The 23594-nt window shown below is 59.0% G+C and carries 25 protein-coding genes; 8 read left to right on the top strand and 17 right to left on the bottom strand.

Annotated features, from left to right (window positions below):
- The 3 genes from NRB16_RS14235 to argF all read right to left on the bottom strand — a co-directional run.
- Window positions 1-782 (bottom strand): transposase (locus NRB16_RS14235; protein WP_257106374.1); only part of this gene is annotated, 782 nt, incomplete at its 3' end.
- A 247-nt stretch (window positions 783-1029) separates the two neighbouring features.
- Entirely contained in the window at window positions 1030-2106 is a 1077-nt protein-coding gene (locus NRB16_RS14240) for an ABC transporter ATP-binding protein (RefSeq protein WP_257106375.1), read from the bottom strand.
- Window positions 2103-3020: an ornithine carbamoyltransferase gene (gene argF / locus NRB16_RS14245; RefSeq protein ID WP_045482417.1), complete on the bottom strand. Its 918-nt coding sequence runs from the start codon at window positions 3018-3020 to the stop codon at window positions 2103-2105. Before argF ends, NRB16_RS14240 begins: the two co-directional genes overlap by 4 nt.
- 471 nt (window positions 3021-3491) lie before the next feature.
- Here argF and NRB16_RS14250 point away from each other — a divergent pair, with 471 nt between their 5' ends.
- Window positions 3492-3782 (top strand): hypothetical protein, encoded by a 291-nt coding sequence (locus tag NRB16_RS14250; RefSeq protein ID WP_045482415.1) that lies wholly within the window; start codon window positions 3492-3494, stop codon window positions 3780-3782.
- Window positions 3783-3969: 187 nt separating this feature from the next.
- Window positions 3970-4296, top strand: coding sequence for a Grx4 family monothiol glutaredoxin (grxD, locus tag NRB16_RS14255; protein WP_253116886.1), 327 nt, complete (start codon window positions 3970-3972; stop codon window positions 4294-4296).
- An 84-nt stretch (window positions 4297-4380) separates the two neighbouring features.
- Here grxD and bfr read toward each other — a convergent pair whose 3' ends face one another.
- The 4 genes from bfr to pyrC all read right to left on the bottom strand — a co-directional run bounded on the left by bfr (window position 4381) and on the right by pyrC (window position 7170).
- A complete protein-coding gene (gene bfr / locus NRB16_RS14260; protein ID WP_045482408.1) occupies window positions 4381-4854 on the bottom strand; it encodes a bacterioferritin in 474 nt (157 codons plus the stop codon).
- A 201-nt stretch (window positions 4855-5055) separates the two neighbouring features.
- Window positions 5056-5274, bottom strand: coding sequence for a bacterioferritin-associated ferredoxin (locus NRB16_RS14265; protein WP_045482405.1), 219 nt, complete (start codon window positions 5272-5274; stop codon window positions 5056-5058).
- Between the two features lie 178 nt (window positions 5275-5452).
- Window positions 5453-6127, bottom strand: a complete 675-nt coding sequence (rnt, locus tag NRB16_RS14270; protein ID WP_045482402.1) for a ribonuclease T — start codon at window positions 6125-6127, stop codon at window positions 5453-5455.
- The gene (gene pyrC, locus NRB16_RS14275) at window positions 6124-7170 is read right to left on the bottom strand and encodes a dihydroorotase (RefSeq protein WP_045482399.1); all 1047 of its coding nucleotides are present in this window, start codon (window positions 7168-7170) and stop codon (window positions 6124-6126) included. Before pyrC ends, rnt begins: the two co-directional genes overlap by 4 nt.
- A 144-nt stretch (window positions 7171-7314) precedes the next feature.
- Between pyrC and NRB16_RS14280 the strand changes: the two genes are divergently transcribed.
- Window positions 7315-8271 carry an OmpA family protein gene (locus NRB16_RS14280; protein ID WP_045482396.1) on the top strand — a complete coding sequence of 319 codons (957 nt, stop codon included), beginning with the start codon at window positions 7315-7317 and terminating at the stop codon, window positions 8269-8271.
- A 298-nt stretch (window positions 8272-8569) separates the two neighbouring features.
- Window positions 8570-9787, top strand: coding sequence for an argininosuccinate synthase (locus NRB16_RS14285; RefSeq protein ID WP_045482393.1), 1218 nt, complete (start codon window positions 8570-8572; stop codon window positions 9785-9787).
- Window positions 9788-9828: 41 nt separating this feature from the next.
- Here NRB16_RS14285 and NRB16_RS14290 read toward each other — a convergent pair whose 3' ends face one another.
- From NRB16_RS14290 to NRB16_RS14300, 3 genes are all read right to left on the bottom strand, one after another.
- On the bottom strand, window positions 9829-10107 hold the full coding sequence (locus NRB16_RS14290; protein ID WP_052483339.1) for a hypothetical protein: 279 nt from the start codon (window positions 10105-10107) through the stop codon (window positions 9829-9831).
- A gap of 292 nt (window positions 10108-10399) precedes the next feature.
- Window positions 10400-10642: a hypothetical protein gene (locus NRB16_RS14295; protein WP_045482390.1), complete on the bottom strand. Its 243-nt coding sequence runs from the start codon at window positions 10640-10642 to the stop codon at window positions 10400-10402.
- 44 nt (window positions 10643-10686) lie between these two features.
- Window positions 10687-11187 (bottom strand): hypothetical protein, encoded by a 501-nt coding sequence (locus NRB16_RS14300; RefSeq protein WP_257106376.1) that lies wholly within the window; start codon window positions 11185-11187, stop codon window positions 10687-10689.
- 1070 nt (window positions 11188-12257) lie between these two features.
- On the opposite strand from NRB16_RS14300, the gene NRB16_RS14305 reads away from it, so the two are divergent.
- Entirely contained in the window at window positions 12258-12884 is a 627-nt protein-coding gene (locus tag NRB16_RS14305) for a response regulator transcription factor (RefSeq protein ID WP_045482383.1), read from the top strand.
- A 59-nt stretch (window positions 12885-12943) separates the two neighbouring features.
- Here the strand turns inward: NRB16_RS14305 and NRB16_RS14310 are convergent, their stop codons facing one another.
- The 4 genes from NRB16_RS14310 to metG all read right to left on the bottom strand — a co-directional run bounded on the left by NRB16_RS14310 (window position 12944) and on the right by metG (window position 17224).
- Window positions 12944-13132, bottom strand: coding sequence for a PA3496 family putative envelope integrity protein (locus NRB16_RS14310; protein ID WP_045482380.1), 189 nt, complete (start codon window positions 13130-13132; stop codon window positions 12944-12946).
- A gap of 161 nt (window positions 13133-13293) precedes the next feature.
- Window positions 13294-13932 (bottom strand): endonuclease III, encoded by a 639-nt coding sequence (gene nth / locus NRB16_RS14315; RefSeq protein WP_045482377.1) that lies wholly within the window; start codon window positions 13930-13932, stop codon window positions 13294-13296.
- A 32-nt stretch (window positions 13933-13964) separates the two neighbouring features.
- Window positions 13965-14954, bottom strand: a complete 990-nt coding sequence (gene rsxB / locus NRB16_RS14320) for an electron transport complex subunit RsxB (protein WP_257106377.1) — start codon at window positions 14952-14954, stop codon at window positions 13965-13967.
- Window positions 14955-15181: 227 nt separating this feature from the next.
- The gene (gene metG / locus NRB16_RS14325; RefSeq protein ID WP_253116876.1) at window positions 15182-17224 is read right to left on the bottom strand and encodes a methionine--tRNA ligase; all 2043 of its coding nucleotides are present in this window, start codon (window positions 17222-17224) and stop codon (window positions 15182-15184) included.
- Between the two features lie 155 nt (window positions 17225-17379).
- Here metG and apbC point away from each other — a divergent pair, with 155 nt between their 5' ends.
- Window positions 17380-18474 (top strand): iron-sulfur cluster carrier protein ApbC, encoded by a 1095-nt coding sequence (gene apbC / locus NRB16_RS14330; protein ID WP_045482369.1) that lies wholly within the window; start codon window positions 17380-17382, stop codon window positions 18472-18474.
- A 185-nt stretch (window positions 18475-18659) separates the two neighbouring features.
- Here the strand turns inward: apbC and NRB16_RS14335 are convergent, their stop codons facing one another.
- Window positions 18660-18869 (bottom strand): cold-shock protein, encoded by a 210-nt coding sequence (locus NRB16_RS14335; protein ID WP_045482367.1) that lies wholly within the window; start codon window positions 18867-18869, stop codon window positions 18660-18662.
- 320 nt (window positions 18870-19189) lie between these two features.
- Between NRB16_RS14335 and dcd the strand changes: the two genes are divergently transcribed.
- Complete coding sequence (gene dcd / locus NRB16_RS14340) at window positions 19190-19756, top strand: dCTP deaminase (protein ID WP_003184751.1); 567 nt, start codon at window positions 19190-19192, stop codon at window positions 19754-19756.
- 132 nt (window positions 19757-19888) lie between these two features.
- Window positions 19889-20101 (top strand): hypothetical protein, encoded by a 213-nt coding sequence (locus NRB16_RS14345; RefSeq protein WP_045482365.1) that lies wholly within the window; start codon window positions 19889-19891, stop codon window positions 20099-20101.
- Between the two features lie 4 nt (window positions 20102-20105).
- On the opposite strand, the gene pdeM is transcribed toward NRB16_RS14345, so the two are convergent.
- Window positions 20106-20765: a ligase-associated DNA damage response endonuclease PdeM gene (pdeM, locus tag NRB16_RS14350; RefSeq protein WP_257106378.1), complete on the bottom strand. Its 660-nt coding sequence runs from the start codon at window positions 20763-20765 to the stop codon at window positions 20106-20108.
- The gene (locus tag NRB16_RS14355) at window positions 20762-23236 is read right to left on the bottom strand and encodes a ligase-associated DNA damage response DEXH box helicase (RefSeq protein WP_257106379.1); all 2475 of its coding nucleotides are present in this window, start codon (window positions 23234-23236) and stop codon (window positions 20762-20764) included. Before NRB16_RS14355 ends, pdeM begins: the two co-directional genes overlap by 4 nt.
- Window positions 23237-23594 lie beyond the last annotated feature (358 nt).

A 23594-nucleotide genomic window follows, 5' to 3' on the forward strand; every position in this document is an offset into this window, starting at 1 on the left:
GACTTGGCCATCCTGGTTTTCGCGAGTTTCAGTGAGTTCACATCGCCCACCACAATGACGCCACAACGCGCTACCAGCGCGTTGCTGAACTTATGCAGGCAATCCTTGCGGCGGTTCGCAATTTTGGCGTGAATCGCCCGCACACGGGCCTTCTTGCCGGCGCGCTGGGCCGTGCCCAGGGCGCTCTCCAGATCCCGGTAGAACCTGCCGCTTTCAAGGCGATGACCGTCGCTGCAGGTGGCCGTGGTTTTCAGTCCGAGGTCGATACCCACCGCGTCCTGGCCTGGCGATAACTGGCGATCGACCTCGACCACGACGTTGAAATACCAGCGCCCACGGGTGTCCTCGTTGAAGCTACCGGACCTGAATTTAAAGCCCGCCAGGCCGTAGCTGTCCCAGACCTTGAAGTGCTGTTTGTTGAAGACGACCTGGCCGTTTTTCCAGACAGCAGCGCCGGCCTTGAGGGGCACCCAGCCCAGGCTGCGCCGAGCGCCGCCCGAGCAGCGCCAGCGGAGCTGGTGCTTTTTGAACTGCTTGCGCCGTGTGACATATTCGTCGGCAACAGCCTGCACCGATTGGCTGTGCAGCCCCAGGTCTTTGCTGGCCCCGTTGGTGTACTTGTGAATGTCGAACGCTGACAGAAAACGACCGCGCTCACGAATCGAGCGACGGCTCAACTCGTTTACGTAGTTCCACACAAAATTCACAGCACGAGAAGCTTCACGCAGCTGCGCTGCATGCTTGTCCCGCACTCGAACCTTGAGGGTTTTGGTCGCTTTCATTTCAGTCATGAAACACAGGATAGGGCGGTTTTATGGATCTTAACCCCTATGACCGCTTCGCGGTGGCGCTTTCCCCCACCTGAAGGAAGGGGCTTTTCGCGCCAGCTTGGTAAGCGCTGCTGCTTGTGTGAGAGCGAGCTTGCTCGCGAAAGGGCCGGTAAAACCAGCACATTAGCGGTGGGTTTCACGCCGCCTTCGCGACCAGGGTCGCTCTTTCAGCCGGGATCCTTCGCGGCTGAAGCCGCTCCTACGGGGTGATGGCGTGGGTGGCGACGGAGCCAGCAGCCGGGAACGCCACCAGGTGGTCGGCGGCCACACGAATGCCCACCTCAGCGCCCGTGTTGTAGTCGATGTGGCTGGGAAACAGCGCTTCGAGCTGGGTGCCGGTGGCCAGTTGCAGGCTATAGAGGGTCGAGGCTCCCTGGAAGGTGCGGCCAGTGACCTTTGCTTTCAGCGCACCATCAGGCGCATGGACGATATCGTCGGGGCGTAGCAGAACCTCTACCGCGCTGCCCGAGACGCCGGGATAGGCACGGTTGCCGCGTAGAATGCCCAGTTCGGTACTGATCGACTCATGATCGAGCAATTGGCCGCGAATGAAGTAGCCCTGGCCAATGAAACTTGCCACATAAGGCGTGCTGGGTTCGTGGTAGAGGTTGTACGGAGTGTCCCACTGCTCCAGACGGCCTTCCTTGAAAACGCCGATATGATCGCTTACGGCGAAGGCTTCTTCCTGGTCGTGGGTGACCAGAATCGCACTGGTGCCGCGTGTCTTGAGGATATCGCGCACTTCGTGGCTCAGGCGCCGACGCAGCTCTACATCCAGGTTGGAAAACGGCTCATCGAGCAGCAGCAACTGAGGCTCGGGGGCCAGGGCGCGGGCCAGCGCCACGCGTTGTTGCTGGCCGCCGGACAGCTCGTGAGGGTAGCGCTTGCCGAGTGAGCCGAGGTTGACCAGTTCGAGCAGTTCGTCGATGACCTGATTCAGCCGCGGGTGCTTGTTGATGCCGAAGCCGATGTTTTGCGCAACGGTCAGGTGCGGAAACAGGGCGTAGTCCTGAAACACCATGCCGATCCGGCGTTTCTCTGGTGCGAGGGTAAAGCCGGGTCGGGAAATCACATCACCGCCCAGGCTGATTTCGCCGGCATGGACCGGCTCGAAGCCGGCTATCGCACGCAATGTGGTGGTCTTGCCGCAACCCGAAGAGCCCAGCAGGCAACCGATATCGCCAACGTTCAGGTGCAGGTCCAGGTCCTGCACCACACGTTGATTCTGATAGCCGCAGGCCAGATTGCGCAGGTTCAGCAGCAGTGGCTGGCTCATGGCTTGAACGACGGTGCGACCAGAAACTCCAGCAAGGCCTTCTGCGCGTGCAGGCGGTTCTCTGCCTGGTCCCAGGCCACGGCGCGGGGGTCGTCGAGCACGTCGGCGCTGATTTCCTCGCCACGGTGCGCCGGCAGGCAATGCATGAACAGCACGTCCGGGGCCGCCAGGTCGAGCAGCTCACGGGTGACCTGATAAGGTGCAAACAGTGCCAGACGGCGTGCGGTTTCCTCTTCTTGACCCATCGAGGTCCAGACATCGGTGCTTACCAGATGCGCACCGGCCACGGCTTCTTTCGGATCGCGCAGCACCTGGACGCGGTCACCGGCCAGTGCCAGGAAGTCCGGGTTTGGCTCGTATCCCGACGGGCAGGCGACGCGCAGCTGGAAGTCGAACTGGATGGCCGCTTCTATATAGCTGTTGCACATGTTGTTGCCGTCGCCGATCCAGGCCACGGTCTTGCCCTTGATCGAGCCGCGGTGTTCCAGATAGGTCTGCATGTCGGCGAGCAACTGGCACGGGTGCAGATCATCGGACAGACCATTGATCACCGGCACGCGGGAGTTGGCGGCAAACTCGGTCAGGTTGCTGTGGGCGTAAGTGCGGATCATGACCGCGTCGAGCATGCGCGACATGACCTTGGCGCTGTCAGAAATAGGCTCGCCGCGGCCCAGTTGGGTGTCGCGATGAGACAGAAAGATGGCCTGGCCACCCAGCTGGATCATGCCGGCCTCGAAGGAAAGACGGGTACGTGTCGAGGATTTCTCGAAAATCATCCCCAGCACCCGGTTCTTCAAGGGTTCGAAAAGCACGCCGCGATTTCGCAGGTCTTTGAGCTCTACGCCACGACGGATCAAGCCCAGCAGTTCGTCTGGGGTGTAATCCATCATCGAGAGAAAGTGCCTGGCGTTCATTATTGACTACCTTTTTTGCAACAGACCGTAGCTGTCCAAACCGGTTTTTTATCGGGAAAACGGACGAGATCTACAGCGAAAGCCGCATTGAGCGACGAAATAGGGAAGGCGCGATGGTATAAAAAAATGTCGCAGCATCGCAACGGCGCCGTTGATTTATAAGGGTTTGAGTGTATTTTGGCTTGATCTGTGGCCCGTCGGGGTCATGGGAAGGCGTTGACCGAGGGAGAAATCAGTTCCGTCCATTTTGTTGGGGGGCAAAGAGATCAGTTGTACACCGGGCTCTTGGTGTTTTGCAATATCCGCAACAAAAGCAGGCGCTTGCCTGTCGCAACCGGAGTCGCCAAAAACGTAGGTGGCTATATGTCATCACCGTGAATGCGATGTGCTTCACGCGGTGCTAAGATGGCTCGTATCTTTAGTGTCGGCCCTGAGTTATAAAAGCAGACAGATTACACGAGGGTTTTTCGGATGAACTCAAAGGAACGTCAACTAACGGAGCTTCTGGGCCTGACTGCCCGGACCCTGACGCATCTGACAGCCTCCATGACGTCCATGTCTTTTGAACTGCTGCGCAGTGAAGACGAGGTCACCCGGGCGGCGGGGCGGCGCATGATCGACCGCATGGCGACCATCAGTTCCGGCCTGGACGAGCACTGGCGCCTGATCGGCGACCTGACCGGTGTACCTGTCGCCCAGGAGCAGATCGAGACCGTTGCAGAAATCCAGATGCAACGCAAGGTCACGCCGATCGGCAATTGAGTCGACTCGCCAGTGAAGCACGGCAGCCGGGCAGGCAAGGATTGCGTTACACCGCACTGCACCCGCTTGTTCAAAATATTTTGCTGAACGCACAGCAGCGCCTCAAGACCGAGCGCTGTCTTCGGCTTTCCGTTACAATGTGCCACCGTGCCGACAACTGAGTCGGAAAGTTCAGCCGAGGTGCTTCATGGATATCATTGAAACGATCAAAGAGCAGATTGCCAACAACACAATCCTGCTTTACATGAAAGGCGCTCCGAACGCGCCACAATGTGGCTTTTCGGCCAAAGCGTCCCAGGCAGTCATGCAGTGTGGTGAGAAGTTCGCCTACGTCGACATCCTGCAGAATCCTGAAATCCGCGCCAACCTGCCCAAGTACGCCAACTGGCCGACCTTCCCGCAACTGTGGGTCGACGGTGAACTGGTCGGCGGCAGCGACATCGTCATCGAGATGTTCGAAAAGGGCGAGCTGCAGACCCTGATCAAGCAGGCCGCAGAGAAAGCCAAGGGCTGATCGTCCTCGCTGAATGCGCCAAAAAAAGCCCCGCTCTGTCATACAGGCGGGGCTTTTTGCTGGCAGGCAGAACAGCCTGAGGGCTTATTCTTCGCCCATCTGCGATTGCAGGTAGTTCTCGATACCGATCTTGTCGATCAGGCCCAGCTGGGTTTCCAGCCAGTCGATGTGCTCTTCTTCCGACTCCAGAATGTCTTCGAGCAGTTCACGGCTGCCGTAGTCACCGACGGTTTCGAAATGAGCGATGGCGGCTTTCAGATCGGCCAGGCCTTTTTTCTCGATCTTCAGGTCGCACTCAAGCATTTCCTTGGTGTGCTCGCCAATCAGGATTTTGCCCAGGTCTTGCAGGTTCGGGATGCCTTCGAGAAACAAAATACGCTTGATGATCTTGTCAGCGTGTTTCATCTCGTCGATCGATTCGCGGTACTCGTGTTTGCCGAGTTTATTCAGGCCCCAATCTTCGTACATACGGGCGTGCAGGAAGTATTGGTTGATGGCGACCAGCTCGTTACCGAGGATCTTGTTGAGGTGCTGAATGACTGTAATGTCGCCTTTCATGTTTGGTTTCCTGCCGCAGGCTAATGTCTATAGGCGGCGAGTTTGATCCGCACTCAGTGTGCTGTCAAACCTAAGTTATTGAATAATAAGTGAATTTAAATCTGAATAAGAATGTTTGAGTTCTGCATTTTGCCGTTAAGTAATTGAATTACAGGCATAAAAAAACCGGACGCTGGGTCCGGTTTGATAAAAAGGCGTTAATTACGCGGCAGAAAATTCTGCGGGGTAGGCCAGTGCAGCCTGGCTGCTCTGGATTTCGGTCAGCGTTTCGCGGACCACTTGCTTGGCAAGGCATGCACACTTGCCACATTGAGTTCCAACGCCGAGAGTCTCACGGACATCGCGGTAGCTGCAGCAGCCTTCGAAGATCGCATCGCGGATTTTGCCGTCGGTGACGCCAAGGCAAAGACAAACGTACATAAGCTCGAACCATCGCTGTGTGATGCTGGTTGCGAGGCAGATTAATCGTAATGAGAATGCTTGTCAAAATTGTTTTGGCTTTTAACAAGATGCCCCGATAAGTGGTTCGGGGTTGTCACAGGCGGGTCATACAATGGGGGTAATGCGCCGTCAGTGACGGCGCATTGGCTGCGACTTTTCAGTCGTCGTAGTCGTGCCAGCCGCCCATATCTTTCCAGCGGTTCACAATGCCGCAGAACAGGTCGGCGGTCTTTTCCGTGTCGTAGCGTGCCGAGTGGGCTTCACGGCCATCGAAGTCGATGCCGGCCGCCTGGCAAGCCTTGGCCAGTACCGTTTGACCGTAAGCCAGGCCAGCCAGCGTCGCGGTGTCGAAGCTGGAAAACGGATGAAACGGATTGCGCTTCATGTCCAGGCGCGCCACGGCGGCGTTCAAAAAGCCCAGGTCAAAGCTGGCGTTGTGGCCGACCAGCACCGCACGTTTGCAGCCATTGGCCTTGAGCGCTTTGCGCACCCCACGAAAGATGTCGGTCAGGGCGGTTTCTTCACTGACGGCCATGCGCAGCGGGTGGTCCAGCTTGATCCCGGTGAACTCCAAGGCCGCGGCTTCGATGTTGGCGCCCTCGAAAGGCTCGACCCGGAAGAAATAGGTGTGCTCAGGGAACACGAAGCCTTTTTCGTCCATACCGATGGTGGTCGCGGCGATTTCCAGCAGGGCATCGGTGGCGGCGTTGAAACCGCCGGTTTCGACATCGACCACTACAGGCAGATAGCCACGGAAACGAGCGGCCATGGGGTGGCGCGAACCACCCCCCGTCGGAGCATCCAGATCGTCGTCGAAATGATCGTCACTCACGCATCGTTCTCCAGCAGGCGCCAGCGCAGTTTTTCACCGGCGCGCAGCGGGATGACAGCCAGCTCACCGAATGGCAGGCTGGTCGGGGCGGTCCATTCTTCACGGACCAGGGTAATCGTGTCCTGGTTGGCCGGCAGACCGTAAAACGCCGGGCCATGCAGGCTGGCAAAGCCTTCGAGCTTGTCCAGCGCATTGCGCTGCTCGAACGCCTCGGCATACATCTCGATGGCCGCATAGGCGGTGTAGCAGCCGGCGCAGCCACAGGCATTTTCCTTGGCGTGCTGGGCATGCGGCGCCGAGTCAGTGCCGAGGAAGAACTTGCCACTGCCACTGGTCGCGGCATCCAGCAACGCCACCTGATGGGTGTTGCGTTTAAGGATCGGCAAGCAATAGAAATGTGGACGAATTCCGCCGACCAGCATGTGGTTTCGGTTATACAGCAGGTGATGGGCGGTAATGGTCGCCGCGACGTTGGCCGGGGCGTCATTGACGAACTGCACCGCGTCGCCGGTGGTGATGTGCTCGAACACCACTTTAAGGGTCGGATAGCGCTCGACGACCTTACGCAGGTGTTCATCAATGAAGGTCTTCTCGCGATCGAACACGTCGATCTCGCTGCGCGTCACTTCACCGTGTACCAGCAGCAGCAGACCCACCTCAGCCATGGCCTCCAGGGCACCAGAGATCTTGTCCAGGCTGGTGACGCCGGAGTCGGAGTTGGTGGTTGCGCCGGCCGGGTACAGCTTGGCCGCGTGGACGAAGCCACTGGCTTTGGCGGCGCGGATATCGTCAGCGGTGGTGTGGTCGGTGAGGTACAGCACCATCAGCGGTTCGAAACGGCTGCCCTCGGGGCGCGCTGCGAGAATCCGCTGGCGGTAGGCATCGGCCTGCTGCGCATTGCGTACGGGCGGCACCAGGTTAGGCATGATGATCGCGCGGGCAAACGTGCGCGCGGCGTCAGCGACGGTATGAGGCAAAACAGCTCCGTCACGGAGGTGAATGTGCCAGTCGTCGGGACGCAATAGGGTCAGGCGGTCGGACATGGGGGATTCCAGGCGGTTCGAACTCGCGGGAATGCTACCGGAAAAGACAGTCTCAGGCACTCGCTATCAAGTTTTGTAGGAAGTTACCGATAGCCCTCAAGTAGGCATTTTCTGTTTTAGCGTCATTTTTAGGTGGAGCCTCCCGTGCGCCAATATCTAGCCTTGCTCAGCCTGTTCGCCAGTCTTCCCGCGATGGCGGTCAATTTCCAGACGCGCCTGGAAAGCATTGAATGGAAGGTTGAGGGCGATCAGTTCGAGTGTCGACTGAGCCAGCCGATCACCGACTTCGGTGCGGGTGAGTTCGTGCGCAAGGCCGGTGAGCAGGCGACCTTTCGTCTGAAAGCTTCCTACAACATGATGGGCACCGGGTCAGCCACACTGCTGGCCGCCGCTGCGCCATGGCAACCCGGTCGTGGTGATATCAACCTGGGCGCAGTGCGGGTCGGTAACGGCGAATTCCCGTTCAATTCTTCGCAGGCTCAGGCTGGCAGGCTGATCAACGGCTTGCTCGAAGGCCGCAGCCCGGTGATTCGTCACTATGCCCGAGATGGCGGCGGCAATATGGAAGTGCGCCTGTTGCCCGCAAGGTTTCGTGAAGCCTTTGGCGAGTATCAGGCGTGCACGGCCAAGCTGTTGCCGATGAACTTCGAACAGATCAAACAGACCGAGGTCGGCTTTCCGGGTGGCGGGATCGAGCTCGACGCCAAGGCCAAGGCGCGCCTGGACAACATGCTGGCCTACATGAAGGCCGACCCGACCGTGAACCACGTTGAACTGGACGGGCACTCCGACAACAGTGGCAATCGCCTGACCAACCGCGACCTGTCGCGGCGCCGGGCGCTGGCGGTGATGGACTACCTGAAGGCCAATGGTGTGCCGGAAGAACAGATCACCCTGCGTTTTCATGGCGAGCGTTATCCGCTGGCGGCCAACACCAACAACGCCAATCGCGCCCGTAACCGGCGGGTCAATGTGCAGCTGGAGCGGGTTGCCCCGACCGAACGCCCGGCACCTGCCACGCCTGCGGAAGCGGCGCCGGCTGCACCAGCGGCGTCTGCCGCGCCAACCGCCAAGACCCCGGCTGCTGCCAAAACGTCCTGATCGCAGCCCTTGCCCCGCACGAGCGGGTATACAGCCGTTGGGAGCGAGCTTGCTCGCGAAGAGGCCGGTAACGTCACAGCATCTGCTGCGAATATGCCGCCGTCTTTGCCAGCAAGCTGACTCCCACCGGTATGATCGAACAGTGTTGAGCCAAAGGGGCTTTCAGGCGGGCATCAGGCCGGACAGTTCTGGGTGCTACGTCTGTCGCCAGGCAATCACAAGCTGTCGCGCCACTGTAAATCTGCGGGTTTGAACGGTAGAATCAACGGTTTTCCGTACAACCCGGTGGAGTGATGGCATGGCGGACGTAAACAAGGTCGTACTGGCGTATTCCGGTGGCCTGGACACTTCGGTGATCCTGAAGTGGCTGCAAGATACTTACAACTGCGAAGTGGTGACCTTCACCGCTGACCTGGGCCAGGGCGAAGAGGTCGAGCCGGCTCGCGCCAAAGCGCAGGCCATGGGCGTTAAAGAGATCTACATCGACGACCTGCGCGAAGAGTTCGTGCGCGATTTCGTCTACCCGATGTTCCGTGCCAACACTGTCTACGAAGGCGAGTACCTGCTGGGTACTTCCATCGCTCGTCCACTGATCGCCAAGCGCCTGATCGAGATCGCCAACGAGACTGGCGCTGACGCCATCTCCCACGGCGCGACTGGCAAAGGCAACGACCAGGTACGTTTCGAGCTGGGTGCCTACGCACTCAAGCCAGGCGTCAAGGTGATTGCTCCATGGCGCGAGTGGGACCTGCTGTCGCGCGAGAAACTGATGGACTACGCCGAAAAGCACGCGATCCCGATCGAGCGTCACGGCAAGAAGAAGTCGCCGTACTCGATGGACGCCAACCTGCTGCACATTTCCTATGAAGGCGGCGTGCTGGAAGACACCTGGACCGAGCATGAAGAAGACATGTGGCGCTGGACCAAGTCGCCAGAGTCGGCCCCGGACACCCCGACCTACATCGAGCTGACCTACCGTGGCGGTGACATCGTTGCCATCGACGGCAAGGAGCTGACGCCAGCCCAGGTTCTGGCCGAACTGAACCGCATCGGCGGCGAGAACGGCATCGGTCGTCTGGACATCGTGGAAAACCGCTACGTGGGCATGAAGTCCCGCGGCTGCTATGAAACTCCGGGCGGCACCATCATGCTGCGTGCCCACCGTGCCATCGAGTCCATCACCCTGGACCGTGAAGTGGCGCACCTCAAAGACGAGCTGATGCCGAAGTACGCCAGCCTGATCTACACCGGCTACTGGTGGAGCCCTGAGCGTCTGATGCTGCAACAGATGATCGATGCTTCCCAGGTTCACGTGAATGGCGTCGTGCGCCTGAAGCTTTACAAGGGCAACGTGATCGTGACGGGTCGCAAGTCGGACGATTCGCTGTTCGACGCCAACATCGCCACCTTCGAAGAGGATGGCGGTGCTTACAACCAGGCTGACGCGGCGGGCTTTATCAAGCTCAATGCACTGCGTATGCGCATTGCAGCCAACAAGAACCGCAAGTTCTTCTGACCGGTCGTCTGCACCCCTGTCCGGGGCTGCAGACCCTGGTTTTAAGCTGTCTGCACGGCAACAGGGGTGCCCTTGGGTGCCCTTGCTGCGTTTTTGGAGGTCCTCTTCTGGCGCAGTAGCCGTGCGGATGACGGCTCGACCGGGCGGATAAAATCCTGCAGGCCCCGGAGGTCGAGCTGGTAACGCTTGAGCAATGACATCAGTTTTTTCTCGAACTCAAGTTCTCGTCCGAGCCGCTCGTCATGCGCCAGCATGTCGAGTTTTTCCTGTTGCAACTTCAGGGCATGTTCCAGTTCACGAAATTCTTTGAGTTTAGACATGATCGTTCCATCTCTATGAGGGGGGCGAAAACAGGTTCGGTGTCTATGGGTTGTGTGCGCATGAAGCCTCTCAAATAAGGGCGCCCGCAAAAGATTTTAATAATAATAGCGGGTTTTTAATAATCAACATCAGATGGCGTTTCAGCATGAATGAGCTGTGTTGCGCTTATCCGTTATGGCCACTGGTTTTTTTAAATGGCTTACCCTCGTGTATAGGGAATCTGACTCTGTTTGTTGAACTTTCCTACCTCCGCTGTCCCGTTTTTACTGCGTGTTAAAGTCTGGCTATTTTTCAGGTTTGGGTGTCTTCCTGATAAAAGCATTTGCAGGGGGCATACAATACCCTGGCATTGAAATTCAAGGTCAGGAAAAACATCACCACCAGGGTGGTGGGGAAAACAATCAGAAACCAGATATAAACCTGGCGGCTGTCAGTGTCCAGATAGGGCAATACCGTGGCCGCCGAGGCTTCTGACAGCGCGGCGAACAGTGCGATGACACTAATAGGGTTCATGATGCGATTAAAAAGGAACATTATTTGACTCCTGAACGGCAGGGCCGATTGTTGGCGATCGCGGGTCAAACCTGATGGTTGCTGAATTCAAAGCGATAGGCTTTACCGATGTCGAGAACCTCGCGCACGCTTAGCCCGAGGATTCTGGCGATTTCGGCTGTGCTGTAGCCCAGGCTTGAATAGTGCATGGCATGTCCGGCCGTTACATCATCAATGTCGCGAAGTGGCGTGTCTGGCCCATTACGCTGCGCCTGTATGGGGCGGCTGAAGTTGATCTTGATGTCATGTTGTTGTGCTAACTGACGAATATCCTTCCTGTTCATCTTAAGCGAATACTGCAAGGATGAAACACCGGCACCTTTGGCCGCCAGCAGCCTGAGCAGTTCCAGTTTTTCCGGCGCTGTGACGGTCAGATTTTCAGGCGTAACCGTTTCAACCGGTTCGGCTGTTTCTCCTTGGGGGATGATGGCGATAACCCCCCCTTGGGCCACGAAGTCCTCAACGGCAGCGGCCAGGTCCAGGGGTGACAGGGGGAGGCACAAAGCGGGTACGGGTTTGCTGTTCATGATCTATTCCTTTTGAACATGGTTATACACATGGCCATTCAAAAAGAGTCAGCAGGTCAAACTTACTGTTGCTGCGCGGCCATGCGGCGTGCGTCATTTATTCCCTACTGACAGGCACGTTGTCGGGTGGGCACGGTTTCATAACTTTCATTGAAGACGGTTGTGTTAGTTGTTTGTCTTAATGAACGGTTTATGTGCTGTAAGCAGGGGTGCTTTGTCAAAAAAGTAACGATTGACAATAGGAATTGCAAGTAAAAAAGTTGTACTCCAGAACTGTGCGCTTGAGGCTGTGGTATTGGTCTTACGAGCGCCCAGGCAGCGTCTGTTCGTGCTGTAGGTTATTTCCCCTTTAGCTGTTTAAGGGTGGATTCCGATAAGCACATGCTGTTAGCTCATCGTCGTTGGCGGTGCCGCCGGGGCGGGCTTTGAGGCGTTTGGTCTGTATGGAGTGACAAGAAATTCATAAAGAGTCGAGCGAAATTTTGTAAGGTATTTCTGAATATTGTGTAGTCGTGCTCCTGAAATAGATATGTGTATGAAAAAGGCATTCGGTTACGTGTAGTTTTAAACGAGGCGCTGGCAAATGGCCCGGCGCTGGTGTTGCCTGGCCATGGATGGCACGGTGCAGTTAGTGGCTAATTGGTGGCTGTTGGCAACGGTCCGGATTTTACGCAGCATGGCCGAATGCCGCAGTTTTCGTACAAAACCTGAAACCAGCAAAGTAATCGCGTGAAGGTGTGTAAACACATGCGGTTTGCAAGCGTGTCTTGTTTGATTCACGTGTCTCGACAGGAAAAGTTAAGGCTCGCAAGCCGATGATGGGCGGCCCTTCAACATGGTTTTTTATGGGGCATGGAGAGGTTGGTCAGTGCATCGGATTGCGAAGGAGAAGGCTTGTGATAGAAGTTAAAATCCAGCTGCTTATGGCAAGATTTGTAGGAAAGTTCTCTTCTAAGGGTGGGAATGGTCTTTGGGTGTTGGTCTTATGGGGCGTGCGCCATGCAAACTACTAAACGACTAGGCTATTGTGCTGGCTCCGAAAATTCGAATAGCAAAAATTGGACTGCACCATGAATAAAGTGCTGATCGTGGATGATCATCCTGTCATTCGCCTGGCTGTACGGATGCTGATGGAGCGCCATGGTTACGAGGTTGTCGCCGAAACCGACAACGGAGTAGATGCCTTGCAACTGGCGCGTGAGCACCTGCCGGATATCGTGATCCTCGACATCGGCATTCCCAAGCTCGACGGTCTTGAGGTGATTGCCCGGTTGTCGGCCATGGCGCTGCCGTTCAAGGTGCTGATCCTGACCTCACAATCGCCGGGGCATTTTTCAATGCGTTGCATGCAGGCCGGTGCGGCGGGCTATGTCTGCAAACAGCAGGACCTCACTGAATTGCTTAGCGCGATCAAGGCCGTATTGTCTGGCTATAGCTACTTCCCCAACCAGGCTCTGCACACGGTGCGCTCCAGCATGGGCAATGCCAGTGAGGCGGATATGGTGGATCGCTTGTCCGGGCGGGAAATGATGGTGTTGCAGCAGTTGGCCCGGGGCAAGACCAACAAGGAAATCGCCGACAGCATGTTTCTCAGCAACAAGACAGTCAGCACCTACAAAACGCGCCTGCTGCTCAAGCTCAATGCGCATTCGCTGGTCGATCTCATCGAGCTGGCGCAGCGTAACGGGTTGGCGTGATCCGGTTGGCAACAATACTCAGCCTCTCATCAGAGAGGCTTGGGATACGGCAGTTCCGGTCAGAGATCGAAGTCGTAGTCGGCCAGTTCCCGTTTCAGGCGCCGCTCTTCGAGCAAGTTGTCGATTGTGCGGCGTTTGCTCAGATTGGTCTTTGCGGGTTCGGCAGTCCGGGTTTCGGCATCATCTGATTCGTTGGCGAATTCGTCTTCTACTACGTCTACATCCAGTTGCTCTTTGCCGGTGCTCATGCAAGTTGACTCCAGGCTTGGCGATCAGGCACCTCTAAAAACTGCCTGCGGGCTGGGCGTTTACGTTTTTAGAGCCACCCTGTTGGCGCCTCTTATATCGCCATTCCGTGCCTTGGTAAAAAAGATTTTTTCAATCGCCTGGCGGTAGTTGAAGCTATTACTCAATCGTCGGAGGTTTTTTCCTTGAAATCGCACAGGTCTTCGATCCGGCAACTGCCGCAGCGTGGCTTGCGGGCGACACAGACATACCGGCCATGCAGGATCAGCCAGTGGTGCGCATCCATCAGGTAATTTTTCGGGACGAACTTAAGTAGCTGTTTCTCAACATCGACCACGTTCTTGCCGGGCGCCAGCCCGGTACGGTTACTGACCCGGAAAATGTGCGTGTCCACCGCCATGGCGATCTGCCGAAACGCGGTATTGAGCACCACATTCGCGGTCTTGCGTCCCACTCCCGGAAGCGCTTCGAGGGCTTCGCGGGTCTGTGGCACTTCACCGTTGTGCTGCTCGACCAGCAGGCGGCAGGTCTCGATGACATTTTTCGCCTTGCTGTTATACAAGCCGATGGTCTTGATGTACTCCGACAGCCCTTCCACGCCCAGCGCGTAGATCGCCTGCGGTGTGTTGGCTACCGGGTACAGACGCGCGGTGGCTTTGTTGACGCTGACATCGGTCGCCTGCGCGGAGAGAATCACGGCAATCAGCAGCTCGAAAGGGGTGGTGTAGGCCAGTTCGGTTTTCGGGTCAGGATTGTCTTCGTGGAGCCTGCGGAAGATCTCCTGGCGTTTGGCGGCGTTCATGGTCGGTTTCCTGATCGGGCTTCTATGAGCCCTTATGGCTGTTCTGCGGCCTGGACGGCCTGTTCGGCATTGTGTAATTGAACACTGAGCCTGGCCAGCTGTGATGCCGGCTCATTGTTTGCCTGGGCCTTGCTCAAGGCTGCACGGGCCATGGCCAGCTGGATCTTGGCACGCTTGAGGTCGCCGGCGGGCTTGCTGGCCGGCTGCACGGCGGCGGGAGAGGGCGCGGGGGCTTGCTCAAGCGCTGCTACGGCCTGCTCGGCTGCCTGGACTTCATGCTGCATCTGCAGCAAGCGCATGGCCTGCTCACGGATCGGCGGATGACCAAAGGCTTTGAGAGACCTGTTCAATTGGGCCCGGCTCAAGTTCAGGGTGATCCTGGCCTGCTTCAGGGCCTGGTCGTTCTGGGGCTGATTGTTGCGCGGCGTCGGTATTTGCCTTTCGACTGCCCTGCCAGGCGCTGGCTGAGGCTTGTGGCTGCGTGCCTGACGTTGTTCTTGCTCGCGGCGCAAGCGTGCCGTGCGTTGTTCATAGCGCTGACGGGCGTGATTACGCTTGCGGTCGCGGGCCTGCAATTGTGCAGCGTCATGCGCGAGATCTCCGACGATGGGCACTACATTGGCCGATGGCAGCGGCAGCAGGTCAATGCAATCGACCGGGCAAGGCGCTACGCACAGATCGCAGCCGGTGCATTCGTCAACCAGCACGGTGTGCATCATTTTCGCTGCACCCACGATAGCGTCCACCGGGCAGGCCTGGATGCACTTGGTGCAACCGATGCATTCGGCTTCACGGATAAAGGCCACCTGGGCCGGTGCCGCACCACGTTCAGTGTCCAGAGGCAAGGCCGGGATGCGCAGCAGTTGTGCCAGGCTGGCAATGGTTTCAGTGCCGCCGGGTGGGCACTTGTTGATGGCTTCGCCGCTGGCAATACCTTGTGCATAAGGCAGGCAGCCGGGATGGCCACACTTGCCGCACTGGGTCTGGGGCAGCAAGGCATCAATGCGTTGAATCAGGCTCATGTTGCGGTTACTCGTTGAACAGGGCACCAGGCAGGCAAAAGGGCACCTCTAAAAACTACCTGCGTTGTCATCGCTGCGTTAAAAAGACAGGCACGCAATGCTCATTTACAACCCGTAAATTGCGCTTGCTTGCCTGTTTTTGCCTTGCTCTGACTGCTTTGCCTACGTTTTTAAAGGCACCCTGACGCCCGATAGCTGCATGCGCAGTTATCGGGCTTTGCCGAGTGTCACTTGATGCGCTGACCTGGCTTGGCGCCGCTGTCCGGGCTGAGCAGGTAGATCTCTTCACCGCCAGGACCGGCTGCCATCACCATGCCTTCGGAAACGCCAAAGCGCATTTTGCGCGGCTTGAGGTTGGCGATCATCATGGTCAGGCGACCTTCAAGCTTGCTCGGGTCCGGGTAGGCGCTCTTGATTCCGGAGAACACGTTACGCTGCTGATCACCGATATCCAGAGTCAGGCGCAGCAGCTTGTCGGCACCCTCGACGTGCTCGGCCTTGACGATCAGCGCCACCCGCAGGTCCACGGCAGCAAAGGCGTCGAACTCGATCTCGGGCGACAGCGGGTCCTTGGTCAGTTCGCCGTTGCCTTGCGGGGCCGCAGGCTCGGTGCTGGCCGCCAGGTCTTCTTTCGATGCGCTGACCATTGCCTCGACCCTGGCCGGGTCGATACGGGTCATCAGCGCGTTGAACGGATTGAGTTGATGGTTGGCCAGCAGGGTCTGGTGGTCGTTCCAGGTCAGCGGTGCCACATTGAGGAACTGCTCGGCATCGGCGGCCAGTTTCGGCAGCACCGGCTTGAGGAAGATGATCAACTGACGGAACAGGTTGATGCCCAGTGCGCAAATGGCCTGCACCTCGTCCTGCTTGCCTTCCTGCTTGGCCAGCGACCAAGGTGCCTTGTCAGCAATAAAGGCGTTGGCGCGGTCGGCCAGGGCCATGGTCTCGCGCATGGCGCGGGAGAAGTCGCGGGCCTCATAGGCCTCGGCGATGCTCGGCGCGGCAGCCTGGAACGCAGCGGTCAGTTCTGGCGCGATGTTGCTGTCGACCAGTACGCCAGCGTTGCCCTTGTGAATGAACCCGGCGCAGCGGCTGGCGATGTTGACCACCTTGCCGATCAGGTCAGAGTTGACCTTTTGCACGAAGTCTTCGAGGTTCAGGTCCAGGTCGTCGACCCCGCGGCCCAGTTTGGCTGCGTAGTAGTAGCGCAGGTATTCCGGCGACAGGTGGTCCAGATAGGTGCGGGCCTTGATGAAGGTGCCACGCGACTTGGACATCTTCTGGCCGTTGACGGTCAGGTAGCCGTGCACGTTGATGCCGGTTGGCTTGCGCAGGCCGGCGCCTTCGAGCATGGCCGGCCAGAACAGCGCGTGGAAGTTGACGATGTCCTTGCCGATGAAGTGATACAGCTCGGTGGTCGAGTCCTTGTTCCAGTACGCGTCGAAGTCCAGCTCCGGGCGGCGTGCGCAGAGGTTCTTGAAGCTGGCCATGTAACCGATGGGCGCATCCAGCCAGACATAGAAGTACTTGCCCGGCTCGTCAGGGATTTCGAAGCCGAAGTACGGTGCGTCACGGGAGATGTCCCATTGCTGCAGGCCGCTGTCGAGCCATTCGGCCAGTTTGTTGGCTACTGCGTCTTGCAGGGTGCCGCTGCGGGTCCAGGCCTGGAGCATGTCCTGGAAGGCCGGCAGGTCAAAGAAGAAGTGCTTGGAGTCCTTGAGCACCGGCGTGGCACCGGAAATCGCCGATTTCGGGTCTTTCAGCTCGGTCGGCTCGTAGGTCGCGCCGCATTTTTCGCAGTTGTCGCCGTATTGGTCTTCAGCGCTGCATTTCGGACAGGTGCCCTTGATGAAGCGGTCGGCGAGGAACATCTTCTTGTCGGGGTCGAAATATTGGGTCACCGAACGGGTGGCAATATGACCAGCATCGCGCAGGCGGGTGTAGATCAGGCTCGACAGCTCACGGTTCTCTTCGCAGTGCGTGGAGTGGAAATTGTCGAAGTCGACCAGAAAATCGGCGAAATCGGTGCTGTGTTCAGCCTTGACGTTGTCGATCAGCTGTTCCGGGGTGATGCCTTCCTTTTCCGCGCGCAGCATGATGGCCGAGCCGTGAGCGTCGTCCGCGCAGACGTAGGTGCAGTGGTTGCCGCGGTGCTTCTGGAAACGCACCCACATGTCGGTCTGGATGTACTCAAGCATGTGGCCAAGGTGGATGGAACCATTGGCATAGGGCAGGGCGCTGGTTACGAGAATCTTGCGGGGCTCGGACATGGGGCTCGGCTACTTAAGTCATACACGGATCGGCCACTATAAAGGCCCGCGGTTTTTTTTTCATCCTGCGATGTTGCGGCGAAAACATGGCACCGCCCGTCATAACGGGTAGGATAGCCGCCTGTTTTACTCAAGTTTCTATTCGGAGCCAGTCCATGAGCGCAGTGAGCCGCGCAGCGGTGGAGACTATTCTTCGCCAGTACACCGACCCTTATCTCAACCAGGACCCGGTCAGCGCCGGTTGCGTGCGGGCCATCGACATCGACGGCGGCCGGGTCAGCGTGCAGTTGGAGCTGGGCTATGCCGCCGGGCTGTTCAGCAAGGGCTGGGCGCAGATTCTGCAAACCGCTATCGAAGGCCTGGACGGAGTGAGTTCGGCCAGCGTCAGCGTCACCACAAACATTCAGCCACACAAGGCCCAGAGCCAAGTGCCTGGCCTGGCCAACGTGAAAAACATCATCGCTGTGGCCTCTGGCAAAGGCGGGGTCGGCAAATCGACCACCGCCGCCAATCTGGCCCTGGCACTGGCCCGTGAAGGCGCGCGGGTCGGCATTCTCGATGCGGATATCTACGGCCCCAGCCAGGGCATCATGTTTGGCATCCCTGAAGGCACCCGGCCGAAGGTCAAGGACCAGAAGTGGTTCGTGCCCATTGAGGCGCATGGCGTTGAAGTGATGTCGATGGCGTTTCTCACGGACGACAACACACCGATGGTCTGGCGCGGGCCGATGGTCTCCGGCGCTTTGCTGCAACTGGTGACCCAGACCGCCTGGAACGACCTGGATTATCTGGTCATCGACATGCCGCCGGGTACCGGTGATATCCAGCTGACCCTGGCGCAGAAGGTGCCGGTGGCCGGCTCGGTGATCGTCACCACCCCGCAGGATCTGGCGCTTCTGGATGCGAAGAAGGGCGTGGAGATGTTTCGCAAGGTCAACATCCCGGTGTTGGGCGTGGTCGAGAACATGGCTGTGCATATCTGCTCGAACTGCGGGCATGCCGAGCATCTGTTCGGTGAGGGTGGCGGCGAGAAACTGGCCAGTCATTACAACGTCGATCTGCTGGCCTCATTGCCACTGTCGATGCTGATCCGCGAACAGGCCGATGGCGGCAAACCCACTGCCATCGCTGAGCCTGAGAGCCAGATTGCGATGATTTATCAGGAGCTGGCCCGCCAGGTGGGCGCGCGGATTGTGCTGCAGGAAGCGGCCAGCCCGGCGATGCCAACGATCTCGGTCAGCGACGACTGATCACATCCTTGCAACCGATGGCGGCCGTAGGAGCTGCTTTAGCAGCGAAGGGAATTCGCGGCTGAAGCGGATCGCCGCCCGGCCGCTCCTACGGGGTTCCGCGTGGCGGCAAGCACCACGGTAAATTCCGGGCATAAAAAAACCCCGCTTTGTGGGCGGGGTTTTTTGAAGCGAGTCAGCGCAAATTAAGCGATTTGCACTTCTTCAGCCTGCATGCCTTTCTGGCCGCGGGTAGCGACGAAAGTAACTTGCTGGCCTTCTTTCAGGGTTTTGAAGCCATCGATCTGGATAGCTTTGAAGTGTACGAACAGGTCGTCACCGGATTGTGGAGTGATGAAGCCGAAGCCTTTCTCATCGTTGAACCACTTAACGGTACCGGTTTGGCGATTGGACATGATACATCTCCTTGGACAAAGTTAACTGCGACTCAGGAAACACCCTGGCCGAGACTGAGTGCAAAGAGCTGGAAATTCATGGTGATGGTGATATTCAACATCGTGTAGAGATTCTCAGTGACACAAGCAACACAGTGGCGCCACCTTAACCCTTTTTCCTGCAAACGCCAATGGGCATCTGAGGATTATTTGTATTGCCAAACAATGGCTGCCCGCCGTGGCCCTGCACAGGGTCCGGCAGCCTTTTGGCCTTTGTACGAGACGGCGTGGACCGGTAAGATGCCCGCATATTTTTCACCTTGCTATTTCAGGACACCGCCATGAGCATCAAATCGGACAAGTGGATTCGCCGCATGGCGCAAGAGCACGGCATGATCGAGCCTTTCGTCGAGCGCCAGATGCGCGGTGAGGGCGCCGACCGGCTGATCTCCTTCGGTGTGTCAAGCTATGGTTACGATGTGCGTTGCGCCGATGAATTCAAGGTGTTCACCAACATCAACTCGGCGACCGTTGATCCGAAAAACTTCGATGAGAAGAGCTTCGTCGACGTCAAGAGCGACGTCTGCATCATTCCTCCAAACTCCTTCGCCCTGGCCCGCACCGTCGAGTACTTCCGCATTCCGCGCAATGTGCTGACCATTTGCCTGGGCAAGAGCACCTACGCACGCTGCGGCATCATCGTCAACGTCACCCCGCTCGAGCCCGAGTGGGAAGGCCACGTGACCCTGGAGTTCTCCAACACCACCACGCTGCCGGCCAAGATCTACGCTAACGAAGGCGTGGCGCAGATGCTGTTTCTGGAGTCCGATGAAGAGTGCGAAGTGTCGTACAAGGACCGTGGCGGCAAGTATCAAGGCCAGCGCGGCGTGACCCTGCCACGTACCTGAGTGGCCGCTGACTGCTTGTCCAGGGCAAGGTTTCATGATTGTTTCATGGAATTTAAAGCCTGTTTGGCACTCTACTGAGCAAGCTGTTTCTGCCCGCCTTTGAGGCGGGTGACCAGACGCTCAGGAGTGCCTATGAAGATTGACTCAAAACCCATTGGACAAGACGCTGCTCCGCTTAACGAAATCGGCCTGCTGGCCTGGTCGCTGTTGGCCGACGAGCATCTGAATATGGTGGGCGGCGGGATTCCAGGCCAGCCGACCCCCGACACGCCGCAGCCCGATCAGCCCCAGGAACCCGGTGTGCCAACCGTGCCGGATGAGCCGCCACCTGCGCCTGTGGCCTGACATTCTAGCGTTCCATCGCCCAGACCCCGCCGTCGCCTGCCACAAACAGGCGTCGGCGCGGTTGTGCCTGGACCCCATACCCGCCCGTGAATTCGCCGAAGGCTGGCAGCAGGCTGACCTGCTCGCCGAGCACAAAGCACGGCAGGCGCAAGCGCTGGCGCCCCCGGCCCTGCAAGGTAAACACCGGATGCACATGCCCGGCCAGCACGTGATGAGTCGGGTGCGGATCGGGCTCGTGCTGCAAGGCAAACGGGCCGAGCAGCAGCGGGGCGTCCACCACTTTGATACGCAGATAGCCGGGCGGGTCGCCGGCCCGGTTATCGTGGTTGCCGCGAATCAGACAGATATTCAGCGCTCCATGCCGCTGGCGCCACTCAGCCAAGGCCGCCAGGGTGGCCGGCGCGTGTGATTGTGGCGCGTGCAGCAAATCACCGAGAAAAATCAATTGTTCAGTCGGATAGTCGGCCAGCAGGCGGTCGATCCGCCGCAGGTTGGCGTCAGTCGTGCCATGCGGCACCGGCTGGCCCAGACGCCGGTAGGCAGCAGCCTTGCCGAAATGCGCGTCGGCGATCAGCAGGGTCTGCTGGCTTGGGTAATACAGCGCCTTGTCGGCCAGCAGCCACAGGGTTTCCCCGGCCAGTTGTACAGGCAAGTGGGCGCTCATGCGTCAGGCTCCGGGCCGGCGGCTTTTTCCAGGTCACGCACCATGCGCGCAATGCGATCGGCGAGTTTCTCGCTGCTCAGGCTCTCGCGCAGGCGTTCGACCAGCAGCGGAAAGGCCAGCGGCGAGGCGCGCTTGAGGGCATGCAGGTCCATGGGCAGGCGCGCCATTTTCTGCAACGTGTCCTGCAGGCGCTGATAATCCAGCTCCAGGCTCAGCACTTCGTCATGGGCCTGGAGCAGCAGACGATTATCGGCGTCGTACTGCTTGAACACCTCGAAAAACAGGCCGCTGGAGGCCTGCAATTGGCGGGTGCTTTTCGGTGCGCCGGGGTAGCCGGAAAACACCAGCCCGCCAATCCGGGCGATTTCCCGGAAGCGTCGCTGCGCCAGTTCACTGGCATTGAGGCTGGCGAGGATGTGCTGGTCCAGGTCGGCATCGCTGAACAAATCGCCCTGATGCAGCAATGCGTTCCAGTCCAGCTCGCTGGCGCTGAGCAGTTCCAGGCCGTAATCATTGACCGCCATCGAGAAGCTCAGCGGCCTTTGTTGGCTTAATCGCCAGGCCAGCAAACTGGCCAGCCCCAGATGCACATGGCGGCCGGCGAACGGGTAGATGAACAGGTGCCAGCCTTCGCGGGACTTCAGGGTTTCAACCAATAGCCGGTCACTCTGCGGCAATGCCGACCACTGGCGCTGGACTTCCAGCAGCGGCCTGACCGCCTGCATCGGCGGGCTGTCGTATACGCCATGCGCTGCTGCATCAAACTGCGCGACCACTGCGGCGGCCAGTTCACTGGACAGCGGCATGCGCCCGCCATTCCAGCGCGGTACGGCGGCCTTCTTGCCGGTCGCACGCTTGACGTAGGCGGTCATGTCCTCGACCCGTACCAGCTCCAGCAAGCGGCCACCGAACAGAAAATTATCGCCAGGGCGCAGACGGGCGATAAAGCCTTCCTCCACTGTGCCCAGCGAGCCGCTGCCTTTCTTCCAGTACTTCACGTTGATGCTGGCATCGCTGACGATGGTACCAATACTCATCCGGTGCCGACGTGCCAGGCGCGCATCCGGCACCCGCCATACGCCGTGCTCGTCCGGTTCGACCCGGCGGTAATCCGGGTAAGCGGTGAGCGAATGGCCGCCGCTGCGCACAAAGGCCAGCGCCCACTGCCAGTGGGTTTGGTCCAGATTCCGGTAAGCCCAGGCGCCGCGCACTTCCTGATACAGCTCGTCAGGCAGGAAGCCGCCGCCCAGCGCCATGCTGACCAGATGCTGCACCAGCACATCCAGCGGCTGGTGCGGGCTGTGTCGGGGTTCGATCATGCGTGCGGCCACAGCGACCTGAGCAGCCGCGGCTTCGACCAGTTCCAGGCTATGGGTCGGTACTAACGTCACTCGCGAGCGGCGGCCCGGCGCGTGGCCGGAGCGTCCGGCACGCTGCATCAGGCGGGCAATGCCCTTGGCCGAGCCGATTTGCAGCACCCGCTCGACCGGCAGAAAATCCACCCCCAGGTCGAGGCTGGAGGTACAGACCACGGCCTTGAGCTGACCGTCCTTGAGGGCGCGCTCGACCCAGTCACGCACCTCCCGGGCCAGCGAGCCGTGGTGCAGGGCGATCAAGCCGGCCCAGTCCGGGCGCGCCTGCAACAGTGCCTGATACCACAGCTCCGATTGCGAGCGGGTATTGGTGAACAGCAGGCAACTGCTGCTGGCATCCACCTCGGCCACCACTTGCTTGAGCATCGACAAACCCATGTGCCCGGACCACGGAAAACGCTCGATAGTGGGCGGCAACAGGGTGTCGACCTGCAGATCCTTGACGACCTTGCCCTGCACGCTGACACCGGTATCGCCGAGCAGCACCTGCCGCGCATGCTCCTGATTGCCCAGGGTTGCGGAAATGCCCCACACCACCAGGTGCGGATTCCAGCGCCGTAGGCGGGCCAGGGCCAGTTGCAGTTGGACGCCGCGTTTATTGCCGATCAGCTCGTGCCATTCATCGACCACCACCATCTGTAGATGGCCCATGGCGACCTCGGCGTCGGCGCGGGCCAGCAGCAGGGTCAGGCTTTCCGGGGTGGTGACCAGTGCCGAGGGCAGGCGTCGGCTTTGCCTGGCTCGTTCACCGCTCGTGGTGTCGCCGGTGCGCAGGCCCACCGACCAGCCAATCTCCATCGCGGCCAGCGGCGCGCTGAGCGCGCGCTGGGTATCGGCGGCCAGCGCGCGCATCGGGGTGATCCACACCACGGTGAGTGGTGCGCTTTTGTCCTTGCCCTTGGGCGGTGTTTTGGTCTTGCCGACAAAACGATTGAGCGCCGCCAGCCACACCGCGTAGGTCTTGCCGGAGCCGGTGCTGGCATGCAGCAGCCCGGACTCGCCGCGTTTCACGGCGGCCCAGACCTGCTTCTGAAAAGGGAAGGGCGTCCAGCCCAGCCGCTGAAACCAGGACCGGGCGATATCGGCAGATCTGCTCATGAACTACGGCGCATTCCTGAAAGGCTCAGGATAGGGACCGCAGCCGTGATGTGTTGGTGCCGTGGGATCAATGCTGATCAGTTAAGGCCAACACGGTCCGGTGGGAGTTGGCCTCGCCGACGAAGGGTGCGGTACATCCACAGCAAATGTGCTGGTCTTACTGGCCCTGTCGCGGGCAGAGCCCCCTCTCATCAAACAAATTACAAATCGCTGATTTACAAGGCCCTCCCGTAGGAGCAGCTTTAGCTGCGAAGCCTTTCGCAGCTAAAGCTGCTCCTACGGGGTTGCGTGTTGGCTGCGCGACAGCGCGGCGCCGAGGCGGCGGGCGATCTCCCATAGAGATTTTTGAGGCTTAATC

The sequence above is a fragment of the Pseudomonas sp. LJDD11 genome (assembly GCF_024584215.1).
Taxonomy (GTDB): Bacteria; Pseudomonadota; Gammaproteobacteria; order Pseudomonadales; family Pseudomonadaceae; genus Aquipseudomonas.